The organism is Sphingomonas telluris, from assembly GCF_022568775.1.
GTDB classification, from domain to species: domain Bacteria; phylum Pseudomonadota; class Alphaproteobacteria; order Sphingomonadales; family Sphingomonadaceae; genus Sphingomicrobium; species Sphingomicrobium telluris.
On record NZ_JAKZHW010000001.1, the window covers coordinates 633,197 to 648,355 of the forward strand.

The following is a 15,159-nucleotide window of genomic DNA, read 5'->3' on the forward strand; positions in this document are numbered from 1 at the left end:
GATGCCCACGTCATTCCAACGGACAGGCAACGGCGGACGTTCCGGTTAATTCCAGTGACTTGGCGTAGGTTTACAACCGGCGGACGCATGCCGCCGAGTCGGCCGGAACTTCTTCAGGCCAGGGCTGATTTGGAGCCCCTATCCGCTCAGATCAGAACCAGGGTCGCTACCACGCCGACGGCCGCCGCGACGATGCCGATTGCCGCATACATTCCCCAGTGACGCCGCTCGATAATGGCGATTTCCGGAAGAGGAGGGGGCGGGGGAGCAGCCCCGAATGGCGGGTAATACTGGTCCATTCGCTGGATCAGTTCGGGGATCAGCTTGGCCGCGCGGACCAGCTCGATCAGCCGGTCGGCGTAGTAGGCCTCCGGACCCAGTTCAGACCGCAGCCACTCGCGGAGGAAGGGCTCCGCGGTCTCCCACATGTTGATGTCGGGATCGAGCGCGGTCGCCACGCCCTCGTTCATGACCATGGACTTCTGCAGCAGCAGCAGGTGCGGCTGCGTCGGCATGTCGAAGTCGCGGGTGATCGAGAACAGGCTCTCGAGCATGCGGCCGACGGAGATTTCCTTCACCGGAAGCCCGCGGATCGGTTCGCCTGCGGCGCGGAGAGCGGTCGCGAATTCCTGCACGTTGTGGTGCGAAGGAACGTACTGAGCTTCGAAGTGGATTTCGGCGACGCGGCGATAGTCGCCGGTGATGAGGCCGTAGAGGATCTCGGCAAGCCACATGCGGGCGCGGCGGTCGATCCGGCCCATGATGCCGAAGTCGATGGCGGCAATGCGCCCATCCTTCAGCGCGAAGAGGTTTCCGTGGTGGAGATCGGCGTGGAAGAATCCGTCCACGACGGCCTGCCTCAGGAACGCGCGGACGAGGATCGCGGCAAGCGCATTGCAGTCGTGACCGGCGGCGATCAGTGCTTCCCGATCGTTGAGCTTGATGCCGTCGAGCCATTCGAGCGTGAGCACGCGGCGCGCAGTCCGACGCCAGTCGATCTCCGGCACGTAATAACCCGGCTCGGCGACCATGTTCTCGCGAAGCTCGGACGCGCTCGCCGCCTCGCGCTGAAGATCGAGCTCCCGTGCGGTCCATTGCTTGAACTGGGCGACCACAAGACGCGGACGAAGGCGCTGCGCTTCGTCGCCCATAGTCTCGACGTGGGCCGCCGCCCATTCGTAGGTGTCGATCGCCTTGGCGATGTCCTGCTCGACGCCCGGGCGAAGGACTTTGACGGCGACCACGCGGCCCTCGGTCGTCACCGCGCGGTGAACCTGGGCGATGGAGGCGGCGCCGATGGGTGTCTCTTCGAACTCGGAAAACAGGCTGTCGATCGGCGCTCCGAACGATGACTCGATTGTCTGTCGGATCGCCGCGAAGGGGGCGGGGGGGAGATTGTCCTGGAGCTGGGACAGGTTTTCGGCCGCCTTTGCTCCGACAAGATCGGGGCGCGTCGACAGGGCCTGGCCCAGCTTGATTGCGGCGGGCCCGATTTCTTGAAGTGCAGCCGCATAGTCGGGGACCGATGGATGTCGGACGCCGAGACTGATGAACCAGATGAGCGAGCGGACGGGTGCAGGCGTCAGCGGATCGTTCTGAATCCCGCGAAGAGCACCGTGGCGCGCAAGCGTCCGGCCCCACTTCATCAGGCGCCACAGATGCGTTGTGGAAGAAGTCAAATCTTCCACCCGCTGTGGATGGTCACCAGCCCGCCGAGCATCGGCTCCGCCGCCGCGCGAACGAAACCGGCTTCCGTCACCATGGCGCGGAACTGCAGCGGACGCGGGAAACGGCGGATGGATTCGACGAGATATTTGTAGCTCGCTTCATCATCGGCGAACGCTTTGCCGAGCTTCGGGATCACATTGTCCGCCCAGCGATCGTACAGCTGCGAAAATCCGGGCCAGTCGCTCGACGAGAATTCCATGCAGAAGAAGCGCCCGCCGCGCTTCAGGACGCGATGGGCTTCGCGGAGAGCGGCAGGGATGTCGGTAACGTTCCGAATGCCGAACACGATCGTGTAGGCGTCGAATTGCGCATCGTCGAACGTGAGGGCTTCGGCATTCTCGACCTGCCAGCGAAGGTCGAGATCGCGGGCCTCGGCGCGCTTCTTGCCTTCTTCGAGCATGTCGGCGTTGATGTCGGAGACCGTGACGCGGGCTCCTCGGCGCGCCATGCGGAACGCGACGTCGCCTGTCCCGCCGGCCATGTCGAGGATGTCCTCGCCGGCGCGCGGCTTCACGCGATTGACGAAGCGATCCTTCCAAAGGCGGTGCAGGCCGCCCGACATCAGATCGTTCATCAGGTCGTAGCGGCGCGCGACCGAGCTGAAGACTTCGCCGACGCGGCGCGTCTTTTCCGCGGGCGTTACAAGCTCTTCGCCGAAGCTCACCTTATCCGACATCGGCGGGGCTCTAGCGGGCTTGCGGCTGCTCCGCCATATCGCGCCGATGCCGGAGCTTCCCGAGGTTGAAACCACCGTCCGCGGACTGGAGCGCGTCCTTAAGGGACGGAAGCTCGTCCGTGTCGAACCGCGCCGGCCGGACCTCCGGCGCGCGCTGCCCCCTGACTTGGGCCAGCGATTGACCGGCGCACGGGTCACTGACTTGGGGCGTCGCGCGAAATACGGGACGATCAGCACCGATCGGGGAGATACTCTGGTCTTTCATTTGGGCATGTCCGGGAAATGGCGGATCGACCCGGCCGAGCTCGACAAGCACGATCATTTCGTCATCGAGACGGACGAGGGTAGGCGCCTCGCGCTGAACGATGCGCGGCGGTTCGGCTCGCTCGACCTCGTTCCCACCGACGAGCTTGCCGCGTGGCCGGCGTTCGCCGCTCTCGGGCCCGAGCCGATGGATCTCACGGCTCGTGAGCTGCAGCGAAAGCTCGCCGGGCGGAACGCCGCGATCAAGCTGCTCCTGCTCGACCAGAGCATCGTCGCGGGGCTGGGCAACATCTATGTCTGTGAAGCGCTCTACCGCGCGGGCATCCATCCCCGGCGGCCCGGGGGGTCTGTCTCGCTCGCACGGCTCGAGCGGCTCGTAGTGGCGATCAAGGAGGTTCTGGCCGAAGCCATCGAGGCGGGCGGATCGACGCTTCGCGACTATGCCGCGCCCAACGGTGAGCTGGGCTATTTCTCCAAGGCGTTTGCCGTCTACGACCGGGAAGGAAAGCCCTGCTCCTGCGGCGGAACGGTGAAGCGAATCGTGCAGGGCGGGAGGTCAACCTTCTACTGTCCGCGCTGCCAGCGGTGACAGGTTGACGATTCGGACCTCCCTCGCTAGGGGAGCGGCGTGTCGGCGCGGCCTGATGGGCTACGCGCCGCTTTTTCATTGAGCCACAGGGTTTTAGAGGAATATTCATGGCGAACACGCCGCAAGCCAAGAAGCGCATCCGCCGCAACGACCGGCGCGCAGCCGTCAACCACAGCCGCATCAGCCGCATCCGGACCTTCATCAAGGCCGTCGAAACGGCGCTTGCTTCGGGCAAGAAGGATGAGGCTGCCGATGCGCTGCGCAAGGCTCAGCCGGAGATGGCGCGTGGCGTTTCCCGCGGTGTTCTCCACAAGAATACGGCTTCGCGAAAGATTTCGCGCCTGGCCAAGCGGGTCGCCGCTCTCGGCTAACAGGCATTAGTCTCGAATGTGAAACGGGTCGTCGGCGGTGCCGGCGGCCCGTTGTTTTTTGCGCGTCAAAAAAATGCAGCAATTCCCGCGATTCGCGGGAATGTTAACTTCGTGGTTACCACGAAATTGGCGGTTTTCCGCCGTTTCCAGCCAAAAGTCCCGCGTTTCCGGTGTCAAGGCTGATTATTTCATTCATGTGAAAAATCGCGCTTGAAACAGTAGCCGCAGACTTTCAAAACGAACTTTCCGGACGCGAATCTGCGCCGGGGGGCTAGAGAGAGAAGAAGCTAAAAGCGACCGACTCGTGTTGGTCGGAACGCCCTCTTTTTGTCTCTGGCATCGGGGAACTCAGGGAGGCGCGAGCCAGTGCAGGGGCAACGTTCGGAGTCGTGCCAAGAGCGGACGGAAGGGCAGGTCGCCGCACCGCTCGAGGCCGCCTGGGAATCGATCCGTTCGGGACTTCGGCGTGATCTGGGTGCTCGCACGTTCGACGGCTGGCTGAAGCCGGCAGCGCTGGGCGATTTCGATCCCGCTACGGGCGCACTCGACGTCGTCATGCCTAGCCAGTTCATGGCCGATTGGGTTCGCTCGCATTTCGGCGATCGCCTGACCCTTGCATGGAAGGCGACGCTCCCGATCGTTCGCGAGGTTCGCGTCGTCGCGAGCTCGGACGGCCCGCGCCCGACGCCGTTGCTGATCCTGGAAGAAGCGCCGGAACCGGCTGCTCGCGGCCGCGACCCGCAGGCACCGAACTTCGATCCGCGATACCGTTTCGAGACGTTCGTCATCGGCAAGGCGAACGAAGTCGCCGCGACGGCTGCGAAGACGCTTGCAACCGCAAAGACCGTCAGCTTCAACCCGCTGTTCATTCATGGCGGCACCGGCCGCGGCAAGACGCACCTTTTGCACGCGATCGGCCATGCCTTCCTGGCGCAGAATCGTTCGGCCCGAGTCGTTTCGATGTCGGCCGAAAAGTTCATGGTCGAGTTCATTCGTGCGCTGAAGGAAAACGACACGATCGGTTTCAAGCAGCGGCTGCGAAACGCGGACCTGCTGCTGATCGACGACGTACAGTTCATCGCCGGCAAGGATTCGACGCAGGAAGAATTCTTCCACACGATGAACGAGATCATCACCGCCGGCCGGCGACTGGTGATTACGTCCGACCGCGCCCCGCAGGATCTCGACGGGATTGCCCCGCGCATCCTGTCCCGCCTGTCCTGGGGCCTAGTTGCCGACATCAACGCGGCCGATTTCGAGCTGCGCTTCAACATCATCGAGACCAAGCTGGCGGCTCTTCCGGCGGTCGACATGCCGCGCAACGTGGTCGAGTTCCTCGCCCGCCGCGTCACGTCGAGCATTCGCGAGCTCGAAGGCGCGCTCAACCGCATCGCCGCCTATGCGATGATGACCGGCCGAGCGATCGACATTGCCTTCGTCGAGGAGGTTCTCGCCAACGTCCTGCGCGCCAACCAGCGTCGCATCACGATCGACGAAATCCAGGGGCAAGTCGCCGAGCATTATCGCATCCGCAAGGCGGAGATGACCTCTGCGCGCCGCGCCCGTGAAGTCGCTCGTCCGCGCCAGGTCGCCATGTATCTTTCAAAGCAATTGACGCCGAAGTCCCTTCCGGACATCGGCCGCCGCTTTGGTGGTCGCGACCACACAACCGTGATCCATGCGGTACGCCAGATCGAGAAGCTCCGCGCCAGTGACGCCGAGCTAGATGCGGACATTCGCCTGTTGACGCGCCAGCTCGAAGGGTAAGCGTCCCGAGTTCCGGGAGGGGGGTATTTCGGTCGCCCCAACGGCCGAGGGGAAAAGGCCCGGCAGGCGCAATCCTGCCGGGCCTTTTCGCATTCAGCGTACGCTACGCTGTGTCAGCAAACCGTGATAAGGGACGTGCGACACGCCATGGCCTCGGTGTTCGGGAGGACGGATGGTGCAGGACGGATCGGGCGAGGATCGCAGAAGCGGCACGGACCGGAGATCAGGCGACGAGCGCCGCCAGACGCAGCGCAGGCAGAGCGACCCTGACAAACCCGGTCGGCGCCAAATGGAACGCCGTGACGGCGAGCGCCGAGGCTCTTGAGCCAAAGAAAGGGCCCGCCCGGCGAACCGGACGGGCCTATCTGTTTGATTGCAGTCGCTCCTAAGCGCGCTTCTTTGCCGGCACGGTGATCTTCACTGTCTCCCCGTTCGTGCCAGGGAAGTTGGTGAACATCGCCTCGATGAGGTTCGGCACCAGCGTTCCGAGTTCGTCGGTCTGCGAACGTGCAGCCGCCCTGCCGTTGAACAGCGGCGCACTGTCGGTGCGGCGAACGATGTCGAGATTCAGCTCGCTCTTGTAGACGACGTACTGGCGGATCGGGTCGGGCCCGAAGCCGTACCAGTAGGGATCGTCCCAGCCCCAGTAGAAGGGCGAGCGCGCGCCGTAATAGCCGAAGCGCGAGTAGTACGGACGCCCATAGAAGCCGCCGTAAAACGGGTCGTAGAAGCCGTGATAGAACGGGCTGTAATACCGCGACCGCGCGAACGGATCGACGGTGACCTCGCGCGTGCCTCCATCGACGCCGTACGAGACCTTGACCAGCATGTCCGCGCCAGCCGGAGCGCCGGAAGGACGATAGCCCTTGGCTTCCAACTGCTGCGCGATCTGCGCGGCGAAGCGGTTGAACTCCAGCGTCGGCAGTGCGCCGTTCGCGGGAACGACGTAGAAGCTCTGCCCCTGCGGGATCGGCATTGCGGAATAGCGGGTGACGTTGGCGGGCAAGCCGGTCGCACAACCGGAGACGCCCAGCGCCGCGACGCCGAGCAGAGCTGCGGCGGCGATGTTACGGATACGCATTTTACACCTCGAACGGGGAAAACTCTGAGATGCACAAAACCTTGAAGGCTGACGGCTTAACTGGCGATGAAGTGAGTTTTCAGCGCGACAGGCCGACCACGCGATAGGCTTCCTTGAGGACGGGCGCTCCAAGCTCGGCCGCGCGCGCGGAACCGTCGCCCAGCAGCCGGTCGAGTTCCGCCGTATCCGTACGAAGCTCGTCGAGCCGAGTACGCAGCGGATGGAGGAGAGCCACCAAGGCGTCTGCAAGCGCGGGTTTGAACGCGCCGAAGCCCTGACCCGCGAAGCGAGCCAGCACCTGCTCGACGCTCTCGCCGGTCGCGGCCGCGTAGATACCGACCAGGTTCTTGGCTTCAGGACGCGCATCGAGCAGCGCCGGATCGTCGGGCAGCGGCTCCGGATCGGTCTTCGCCTTGCGAATCTTCTGCGAGATCTGATCGTCGCTATCGGTGAGGTTGATGCGGCTCATGTCCGACGGGTCGGACTTGGACATTTTCACACTGCCGTCACGGAGGCTCATGACGCGAGCCGCCGTGCCGCCGCCGATGAACGGCTCGGGCGGAACGAACAGCTCGACTTCGTAATCCGTGTTGAACTTGATCGCGATGTCGCGGGCGAGCTCGATGTGCTGCTTCTGGTCCTCGCCAACCGGCACGTGGGTGGCGCGGTAGAGAAGCACGTCGGCCGCCTGCAGGACCGGATAGGTGTAGAGCCCGACGCTGGCGCCTTCGCGCGACTTGCCGGTCTTGTCCTTGAACTGCGTCATGCGATTCAGCCAGCCCACGCGGGCGGTGCACTGCAAAATCCAGGCGAGTTCCGGATGCGCGGGAATGGCGCTCTGCTGGAACAGGATCGACTTGGCCGGATCGATGCCACTGGCTATCAGCGCCGCGGCCATCTCGCGAATGTTCGAGCGCAGCTCACCGGGAGCGACGTCGATGGTTAACGCGTGGAGGTCGGCGAGGAAGAAGAGGCATTCGGCCTCTTCCTGCATGCGCACCCAGCGCAGGATCGCGCCAAGCAGGTTGCCAAGGTGCAATCCGCCCGTGGGCTGAATTCCGGAAACGACACGCATGGCGGGGACGTTAGGCGACATCGGTGTAAGGCCTCCTCCGCCTGACGAGCGAGCGCAGCTCTTCCTTGTCCGTGCCGCCGAGCAGCCACACCGCGGGGAAGTAGACGGCCATGCCGCCGCCCACCAAGGCGACCACTCCGGCCATCCGCTTGCCGACGGAGCCGTCGAACCAGCCGCCGAGAACCATGCGGATCGCGTACAGCGCGGCGACCATCAGCGCGCCGGCGATGAGCTGACGAATGACGCGAGACGCCAGCCAGCCCTCGATGCGGAAATGTCCGCGGCGGTGCAGGATGACGTAGAGCATCAGGCAGTTGAGCCAGGACGTGATTGCGATTGCCGAGGCGAGGCCTGCAATTCCGAAGGGCGGGATCAGAATGAAGTTGAGCACTACCGTTGCGATCAACACGAAGACGGCGATCTTCACCGGCGTAGCCGTGTCCTGCCGCGCGTAGAAGCCGGGCGTCAGCACCTTCACCAGCACGTAGGCTGGCAGGCCGAGGACGATGATCGAGAGGGTAAGGGCGGTAAGGCGCGCATCTTCAGCGTTGAAGCGGCCGCCTTGGAAGAGCGCCGAAACGAGCGGCTGCGCGCTGACGGCGAGGGCGAGCGCGGCCGGAAGGCACAGCAGCATCGCCAGCTCTGCGGCTTGACCTTGAACGCGGGCGGCTTTGCCCGGCTCATTGGCGCCCACATGCTTGCTGACTTGTGGAAGGATCGCGGTGCCCAGCGCGGCTCCGATCACACCCAGCGGAAGCTGGTTGAGACGGTCGGCATAATTGAAATAGCTCATCGCCCCGGTGCCGATGCGCGTCAGGAAGAAGGTGTCGATGAAGGCGCTGATTTGATACACGCCCGCCCCCAGCGTTGCGGGGACGACGACCCGAACAAACTGGCGAACGCCGGGTGTCATCTGCGGACGCCGCAGCTTCAGAACGATACCGGCGCGCTTGCAGGCTGCGAGGAGCAGGCCGAGCTGCAGGATACCGCCCGCACCGACTGCAATCGCTAGCGCCGTGGCTGTCACCGTTCCGCCTACCGGCACGAAGATTAGAGCGGTCAGCATGGCGAGGTTGAGCAGTGCCGGCGCGAACGCCGCCGCCGTGAACCTCGCCAGGCTGTTGAGGATGCCTGAGAAGAGCGAAACGAGGCTGATGAGCAGGAGATAGGGGAAAGTAACCCGCGTCAGGAAAGTCGCGAGGGCCAGCTTCTCACCGTGATAGCCGGAGATCAGGAACACGAACGGTCCCATGATCACTTCGAAGACCAGCGTGAACACGATCAGCGTCGGTAGGAAGACCGCCAGCACCTCCTCGCTAAAGTTCTTGGCCTCCACCTCTCCGTTCTCGCCCTGCAGCCGTTGGCTATAGAGCGGCACGAAGCCCGCCGAGAACGCGCCTTCGCCGAACAGCCGGCGGAAGGTGTTCGGAAGGCGGAAGGCGACGAAGAAAGCGTCGGCCTGCCAGCTTGCGCCCATGACGCGAGACATGAGCATCTCGCGCGCGAAGCCCGCCACGCGGCTGACGAGAGTCAGCCCCCCGATCGTTCCCGTCGCTTTGAGCAGGTTCATCCGTCGATCACCCGCGACTTCGTGGCGATCAGTTCACGGAGTTTTCGTCGGCCGGTCCGCTCTCGTCCGAAGGAGGAGCATCGCCCTCGACACCCTGCTGCGCCTGCAGCTGCGCGAGATAGGCCGCACCGAAGTCGATCCCGTCCAGAAGCAGCGGCGGGAAACCGGTGTTCTGAGTCGCTTCGGCAACGATCTGACGCGCGAACGGGAAGAGCAGGCGCGGAGCCTCGACGAGAAGGAAGGGGCCCATCGCCTCTTCCGGGAAATTGCGAAGGCCGAATAGTCCGGCGTAGCTCAGGTCGACGAGGAACTGGACGCCGCTGTCCGAGCGAGCAGACACTTCGAGCTTGATGATGACTTCATGAAGCTCGTCCGACGCCTTTTCGACGTTGATGTTGAACTGGACGTCGACGCGCGGCTGTTCCTGCCACTGGTAAACCTGAGGCGAATTAGGATTCTCGATCGAGAGATCTTTGATGTATTGCGCCAGGGTCGCAGCCTGCGGGCCCGTGTTAGCGTCCCCGGAGCCGTTTCCGGAGTTGATTAAGTCCTGGTCGGCCATGTCAGTATTGCCTCGGTCGAATGGGAGGGTCGGACCCGCTTGTGGTCCGGGCGCGTTTTGTGAAATGCGCGCCTAGCAGTCGCCCAAGTGGCGCGCAATGGCGGCAGCACGCCTAAAGGCGGGCTTTGAATTGAAAGGCTTCGCGCATTATGTTCATGCGCGACACGGAAGGATCGGAACTGAGCAGTTGACCGTAATTGTCGTCCTTGCACTCGTTGCCCTCTTCATCGGGCTGAGACTCTATAGCGTGCTCGGCGAGCGTACCGGGCATGAGCAGCAGCAGCCGATCCTGAAGCCCGCGGACCCGGAGGCGATTGTGGAACCGCGCGTAACCCGGCCGGTCGCGGCACAGCCGACGATCAGCGACGGATCCGATCTGGCTTACCTGCCCACTGCGGGGCCCGGCGTGCGGGCGCTTCTCGCGGCCGATCCCAACTTCGATGTCGCTCGCTTCCTGGAAGGCGCCAAGTCCGCCTATCAGATGGTGCTCGAGGCCTATTGGAAGGGCGACAGCGCCGCGCTTCGGCCGTTCGTGGACGATCACGTGTATGAGACGTTCACGGGCGCCATCCAGCAGCGCGAGAAGGACGGCCTCGTCCTCGACAACCGGCTGGTCAATGTCGAGCAGGCCCTGATCACTGCCGCTTCGGCAGAGCATGATCTCGCGGTCGTCACGGTCCGCCTCGAAGCGGATATTGCGGCCGTTACTCGCAACCGCGAAGGCGAAGTCGTCGCCGGTTCGCTGAGCGACGCCGTCCAGACGCGTGACTTGTGGACCTTCAGGCGGCAGATCGGCTCGCGCGATCCCAACTGGCTGCTGATCGAGACCGACGAGGAAGAGTGACCCCGTTCGTCAGGGCGCTAGCGCTCGCGTCCTTCGTTATTCTATCCGCCTGCGCTACTCGGCCCGCCGAGGTTAGTCCTTCGGCGCCCGCGCCGGTTCCAGCGCCCATTCCCGCACCGGCACCGGCACCAGTCGTGCCGCCGCCTCCCGCCAACGCGCTGGCTGCTGGCGTGACGCTGAGTGCTGCGCCGCCGTTCGTTTCACAGATGGACGCTGGCAAGGCTCTTAGCGCCTTCAAGGCGAGCTGCCCGGCTCTGCTCAAGCGGCAGGACAAGTCTGGCCTGGCCGCGGCCACGGCGTGGACGGGCGTGTGCACCGAAGCCGCCGCGGTCGCGCCTGAAAATGCGGCCGCCTTCTTCCGCGATCGCTTTGACTGGCTGAGCGTCGGGGGAGGCAAGGCCTTCGCCACGGGATATTACGAACCGGAAATTTTGGGCTCGCGTACGCCGCAGCCGGGCTACGTACCCATTTATTCTACGCCTGCCGACCTGACGCGCTGCACTCGCCCCGATGGCGGAACAGGCCGCGGCCGGATCGATGAAACAGGAACCTGCGTGCTCTATTACACGCGGCCGGAGATCGAGGACGGGGTCCTCGCCAACAAGGGCCTCGAGGTCGCCTGGGCGGCCGATCCGATCGAGCTTTTTTTCCTAGAAATCCAGGGATCCGGGCGCGTACGCTTTCCCGACGGTTCGGTGATGCGCCTCGGCTACGCCAACCAGAATGGGCGCGATTACGTGGCCATCGGTCGACTCCTTAAGGAGCGCGGCATCCTGCCGCCGGGTGGCGCCAACATGCAGGCGATCAAGGCGTGGATGCGGGCGAATCCCGACCAGGGCAGGGCGCTCATGCGCGAGAATCTGTCGTACATCTTCTTCAGCGAACTGACCGGGCCGGGCCCGCTCGGAGCTATGAACGTCGCGGTCACGCCGAAGGCGACGGTTGCCGCCGATCCGAACTTCGTGCCCCTAGGTGCCCCGGTCTTCCTCGCGATGGACCGGCCCGAAGCCTATGGCTTCTGGGTGGCCCAAGACACGGGCGGCGCCATCAAGGGTGCGAACCGCTTCGACACCTTCTGGGGTGCAGGTGCGGAAGCCACTCAGATTGCGGGCGGAATGGCGTCGTCAGGAGTCGCGCTCGTCCTCGTTCCCAAAGGCAGCGCGCCGGTCGCGTCCCCGTCCAGTGGCGCGATCACTCAGCCCTGACGAGGCCCAGCTTTGGGCTAGGGTCACTGCAACGATCCGGCCGCTGTCGCGTGAGCCGGAGAAGATCCCCGAATTAGAGGGGCCTACGGCGGTTCAGAGGCCGACCGTAGCCGTCAGGCTGACGACGTCGCCGGTTCGGCGAGCTCCACTGGCGCCGCCGGTGCCAGCTCGCCCGGGAACCACGCTCGACGGCACTTGGGATCGCAAGCTGCGAAGTGGGGCCATCCAGCCCGACCGGGTGGTCGACCTGCACGGGATGACCCTTGACCGCGCCTGGTCAGCCATCGACGCAGCTCTGGAACGTGCGAGCGACGCGGGCGACCGCGTTATCCTGCTGGTTACCGGCCATCATCGCCCAGGAGAGCCGCCGATCCAGCGCGGCCGGATCCGGGCTGCCGTTCATGATTGGCTCGCCGTGTCCCGGCATGCTTCCAAGATCGCTGCGGTGCGAGGCGCGCATCCCCGGCACGGCGGCGGCGGGAGTCTTTATATCGTTCTCCGCCGCCGGTAACCTTCCCACTGCACCGTTTATTAACCCTGCCGATTTAGAGCCTCCTAAACGGCGAAATGCCGCCGCTCGGGGCGCAAATCACTCGATGAAAGAAGGCACGGCCCAGAAGATCAGCAACGCGCTTCTGTCGGGCGCGGCTGGCATCGCCTCGTTCTTCTTCTCGCTGATGGCCTTCCTTTACATCACCGAGTTCGACGAGCAGCTGGTCGCCTCGATCACCGCCGGCGCCTTCTGCCTTCTCGTCAGCTACATCGCATCGGAGCGGCCCAACAGCGAAAGCGCCCGCGCGCTCGCGGCATTGGGCGATCGCCTCATGGCGGTGGAGGACGGCGACCTTGTCTCGCCGCCGCCCGCAATCGTTCGCCAGAACATGCCCAAGCTCGCGACCGCCGTGGACACGTTGTTCGCTGAGGTGCGCGCCTCAATCGAGAATGCCCAGGCACTCGGCATGTACGACCCCGTAACGTCGCTGCCCAACCGCCTGCATTTCCGGTCGGAAGCAGACAAGCTGCTCGGCTCAGCTGCGCCGGCCGCACGGTCGGCAATGCTGTTCGTCGACCTCGACCGTTTCAAGGGAGTCAACGACAGCCTTGGCCATGCGCGCGGCGACCAGCTGCTTATCATGGTCGCGAACCGCCTTCGGGTCGTGGTGACCGCTGAGCTTTCGGAGTCCGCCAACCGCCGGCCTTTGCTCGCCCGGCTCGCGGGTGACGAGTTCACTCTTTTCTTCCCCGAGATTGCCTCGACCGAAGACATCGAGCGGATCGCGCGCCGCATCGCGGTCGCCATCTCGGAGCCGTTCGAGCTTTACGGTCATAGCGTCGACATTGGCGCGTCGATCGGCGTCGCGCTCTGCCCGGACCACGGCAACAGCGTGGAGTCCCTGATGCGCGCGGCGGACATCGCCATGTACCGGGCCAAGTCGCTCGGCGGCGGCCAGCACTGCCTGTTCAATGACGAACTTGCGGCCGACTATCAGCGGCGGATCGACACGGAAAAGGCGCTGACCGAAGCGGTGCAGCGCGGCGAGTTCATGCTCGCTTACCAGCCGCAGCTGAGCTTGCAGACCGGCGAGCTCGTCGGCACCGAGGCGCTGCTGCGCTGGAACCACCCGCGCGAGGGCTTGCGCTCGCCGAGGGACTTCATTCCGATCGCCGAGAGCACGGGCCTGATCGCGGAGATTGGCGAATGGGTCATCTCCGAGGTCGCCTCGGCGCTCGGCAGCTGGAATCGCGACGGCTTGGGTCGAAGGCTCGCGTTCAACGTCAGCCCGCGGCAGCTCGACCGCGCGGATTTCTTCGCGCGGCTGCGTCAGGCCTTCGTTGAGCAAGGTGTGCCGCTGTCGATGGTCGAGCTGGAATTCACCGAGACCGCCGCAATGAAGGCGAGCGAGGCCGTTGTCGCGGAAATCGCGGCACTTCGAAAGGACGGCGCCCGCATCTCGATCGACGATTTCGGTACCGGCTACTCAAACTTGGCGCGGCTGCGCTCGCTGCCGATCGATCGCGTGAAGCTCGATCCGTCCCTGATCGCTGACATCGAGGGCTCGGAGAAGGCCCGGGTGGTCGTGCAAGCGGTGATACACCTCATCCAGGGTGTCGGTTGCGAGGTCGTCGCCGAAGCGGTCGAGACCTCTGCGCAGGCGGACATCCTACGTGCCATGGGTTGCCACACGATCCAGGGCTACGTTTTCGCCGAGCCCATGTTCGAGGGCGAGTATTTGGCCTGGACCCGGGATTCGGCCGGCGCGACCAACCGCTCCGTCGCCTAAGCAAAGACCTTCGTGAGCACCCGCTCATAGATGCGCGCGAGCGCGTGAATGTCCTCGACCGCCGCGCATTCGTCGAGCTTGTGCATCGTCGCATTGGGCAGGCCGAAATCGACCACCGGGCAAAGCTGGATGAGAAAGCGGCCGTCCGACGTGCCGCCACTGGTCGACAGCTCCGGCTCGATGCCGGTCTCTTCCCGGATTGCCTCGACGATCACGTCGTAAAGTCGCCCGGGCGGAGTCAGAAAGGCCTCGCCCGAGATGCGAGCGCGCACGGTTGAGCCAGGAGCTTCCCGCTCGGCAATCTCTTCCACGAGCCGCACGAGATCGGTGCCTCGCTGAAGATTGTTGAAGCGGATGTTGAGCTGCGCCGTCGCGGTGGCCGGGATGACATTGCTGGCCTGCGTCGGAGTGCTGACAGCGGTGAACTCCAGGTTCGATGGCGGAAAGGCTTCCGTCCCGTCGTCGAGATGCAGCCCGTTCAGCGCTTCGACGACGCGGGCCAGCTTCGGCACCGGATTGTCCGCGCGATGAGGGTAGGCGACGTGGCCCTGCGTGCCCGGAACGTCGATCCACATGTTGACCGATCCGCGGCGGCCGATCTTCACCGTATCGCCGAGGCGATCGACCGATGTCGGCTCGCCGATCAGGATCATGTCCGGCCGGATCGAGCGCTCGTTCAGCCAGTCGATGATGCGCGGAGTCCCGTAGGTCGCATAGCCTTCCTCGTCGCCGGTGATCAGGAGCGAGGTGGTGCCGCTCGTCTGATCGGTGCGAGAGGCAGCAGCGACGAAGGCGGCGATCGCGCTCTTCATGTCGACCGCGCCACGGCCGGACAGCACGCCATCCTCGATCACGGTGTCGAAGGGATCGCTGCTCCAGCCATCGCCCGGGGGTACCACGTCCAGATGCCCCGCGAAGCCGAAGTGGGGTCCGCCATCGCCGCGGATCGCGACCATGTTCTCAGTCGGCCCGTCCGGCGGCTCGCCCAGCGTGAAACGATGGACGGTGAAGCCCAGCGGCGCCAGCGCGCGCTCCAGAACATCGAAGACTTCGCCGCTCGCGGGGGTCACGCTTGCGCAGTTGATTAGGTCCCGCGCAAGCGCGATTGGGTCGACTGACATTTCGTCCGCGTAGCAAAGGAGCGG

The 15,159-nt window shown here is 64.6% G+C and carries 14 protein-coding genes; 7 read left to right on the forward strand and 7 right to left on the reverse strand.

Annotated features, from left to right (window positions below; genetic code table 11):
* Window positions 1-146: 146 nt before the first annotated feature.
* Window positions 147-1,679, reverse strand: coding sequence for a 2-polyprenylphenol 6-hydroxylase (gene ubiB / locus LZ016_RS03270; protein ID WP_241445822.1), 1,533 nt, complete (start codon window positions 1,677-1,679; stop codon window positions 147-149).
* The gene (locus LZ016_RS03275) at window positions 1,676-2,404 is read right to left on the reverse strand and encodes a class I SAM-dependent methyltransferase (protein ID WP_241445823.1); all 729 of its coding nucleotides are present in this window, start codon (window positions 2,402-2,404) and stop codon (window positions 1,676-1,678) included. Before LZ016_RS03275 ends, ubiB begins: the two co-directional genes overlap by 4 nt.
* Window positions 2,405-2,450: 46 nt before the next feature.
* Here LZ016_RS03275 and mutM point away from each other — a divergent pair, with 46 nt between their 5' ends.
* The 3 genes from mutM (at window position 2,451) to dnaA (ending at window position 5,395) form a co-directional block, all read left to right on the forward strand.
* Window positions 2,451-3,257: a bifunctional DNA-formamidopyrimidine glycosylase/DNA-(apurinic or apyrimidinic site) lyase gene (mutM, locus tag LZ016_RS03280; protein ID WP_241447438.1), complete on the forward strand. Its 807-nt coding sequence runs from the start codon at window positions 2,451-2,453 to the stop codon at window positions 3,255-3,257.
* Between the two features lie 107 nt (window positions 3,258-3,364).
* Window positions 3,365-3,628, forward strand: a complete 264-nt coding sequence (gene rpsT, locus LZ016_RS03285; RefSeq protein ID WP_241445825.1) for a 30S ribosomal protein S20 — start codon at window positions 3,365-3,367, stop codon at window positions 3,626-3,628.
* A gap of 366 nt (window positions 3,629-3,994) precedes the next feature.
* Window positions 3,995-5,395 (forward strand): chromosomal replication initiator protein DnaA, encoded by a 1,401-nt coding sequence (gene dnaA / locus LZ016_RS03290; protein WP_241445827.1) that lies wholly within the window; start codon window positions 3,995-3,997, stop codon window positions 5,393-5,395.
* Window positions 5,396-5,780: 385 nt separating this feature from the next.
* Here the strand turns inward: dnaA and LZ016_RS03295 are convergent, their stop codons facing one another.
* The 4 genes from LZ016_RS03295 to secB all read right to left on the reverse strand — a co-directional run bounded on the left by LZ016_RS03295 (window position 5,781) and on the right by secB (window position 9,683).
* Window positions 5,781-6,476 (reverse strand): DUF4136 domain-containing protein, encoded by a 696-nt coding sequence (locus LZ016_RS03295; RefSeq protein ID WP_241445829.1) that lies wholly within the window; start codon window positions 6,474-6,476, stop codon window positions 5,781-5,783.
* A gap of 79 nt (window positions 6,477-6,555) precedes the next feature.
* Entirely contained in the window at window positions 6,556-7,551 is a 996-nt protein-coding gene (gene trpS, locus LZ016_RS03300; RefSeq protein WP_241447439.1) for a tryptophan--tRNA ligase, read from the reverse strand.
* Window positions 7,552-7,561: 10 nt separating this feature from the next.
* On the reverse strand, window positions 7,562-9,121 hold the full coding sequence (gene murJ / locus LZ016_RS03305) for a murein biosynthesis integral membrane protein MurJ (protein WP_241445831.1): 1,560 nt from the start codon (window positions 9,119-9,121) through the stop codon (window positions 7,562-7,564).
* A gap of 28 nt (window positions 9,122-9,149) precedes the next feature.
* A complete protein-coding gene (secB, locus tag LZ016_RS03310) occupies window positions 9,150-9,683 on the reverse strand; it encodes a protein-export chaperone SecB (RefSeq protein ID WP_241445833.1) in 534 nt (177 codons plus the stop codon).
* 187 nt (window positions 9,684-9,870) lie between these two features.
* Between secB and LZ016_RS03315 the strand changes: the two genes are divergently transcribed.
* The 4 genes from LZ016_RS03315 to LZ016_RS03330 all read left to right on the forward strand — a co-directional run bounded on the left by LZ016_RS03315 (window position 9,871) and on the right by LZ016_RS03330 (window position 14,014).
* Entirely contained in the window at window positions 9,871-10,527 is a 657-nt protein-coding gene (locus LZ016_RS03315) for a Tim44/TimA family putative adaptor protein (RefSeq protein ID WP_241445835.1), read from the forward strand.
* Window positions 10,524-11,732: a murein transglycosylase A gene (gene mltA, locus LZ016_RS03320; protein ID WP_436286340.1), complete on the forward strand. Its 1,209-nt coding sequence runs from the start codon at window positions 10,524-10,526 to the stop codon at window positions 11,730-11,732. Before LZ016_RS03315 ends, mltA begins: the two co-directional genes overlap by 4 nt.
* Window positions 11,733-11,892: 160 nt before the next feature.
* The gene (locus tag LZ016_RS03325) at window positions 11,893-12,243 is read left to right on the forward strand and encodes a Smr/MutS family protein (RefSeq protein WP_366512880.1); all 351 of its coding nucleotides are present in this window, start codon (window positions 11,893-11,895) and stop codon (window positions 12,241-12,243) included.
* 85 nt (window positions 12,244-12,328) lie between these two features.
* A complete protein-coding gene (locus LZ016_RS03330) occupies window positions 12,329-14,014 on the forward strand; it encodes a putative bifunctional diguanylate cyclase/phosphodiesterase (RefSeq protein WP_241445838.1) in 1,686 nt (561 codons plus the stop codon).
* Here the strand turns inward: LZ016_RS03330 and dapE are convergent.
* Complete coding sequence (gene dapE / locus LZ016_RS03335; RefSeq protein WP_241445839.1) at window positions 14,011-15,135, reverse strand: succinyl-diaminopimelate desuccinylase; 1,125 nt, start codon at window positions 15,133-15,135, stop codon at window positions 14,011-14,013. The genes LZ016_RS03330 and dapE overlap by 4 nt on opposite strands.
* Window positions 15,136-15,159 lie beyond the last annotated feature (24 nt).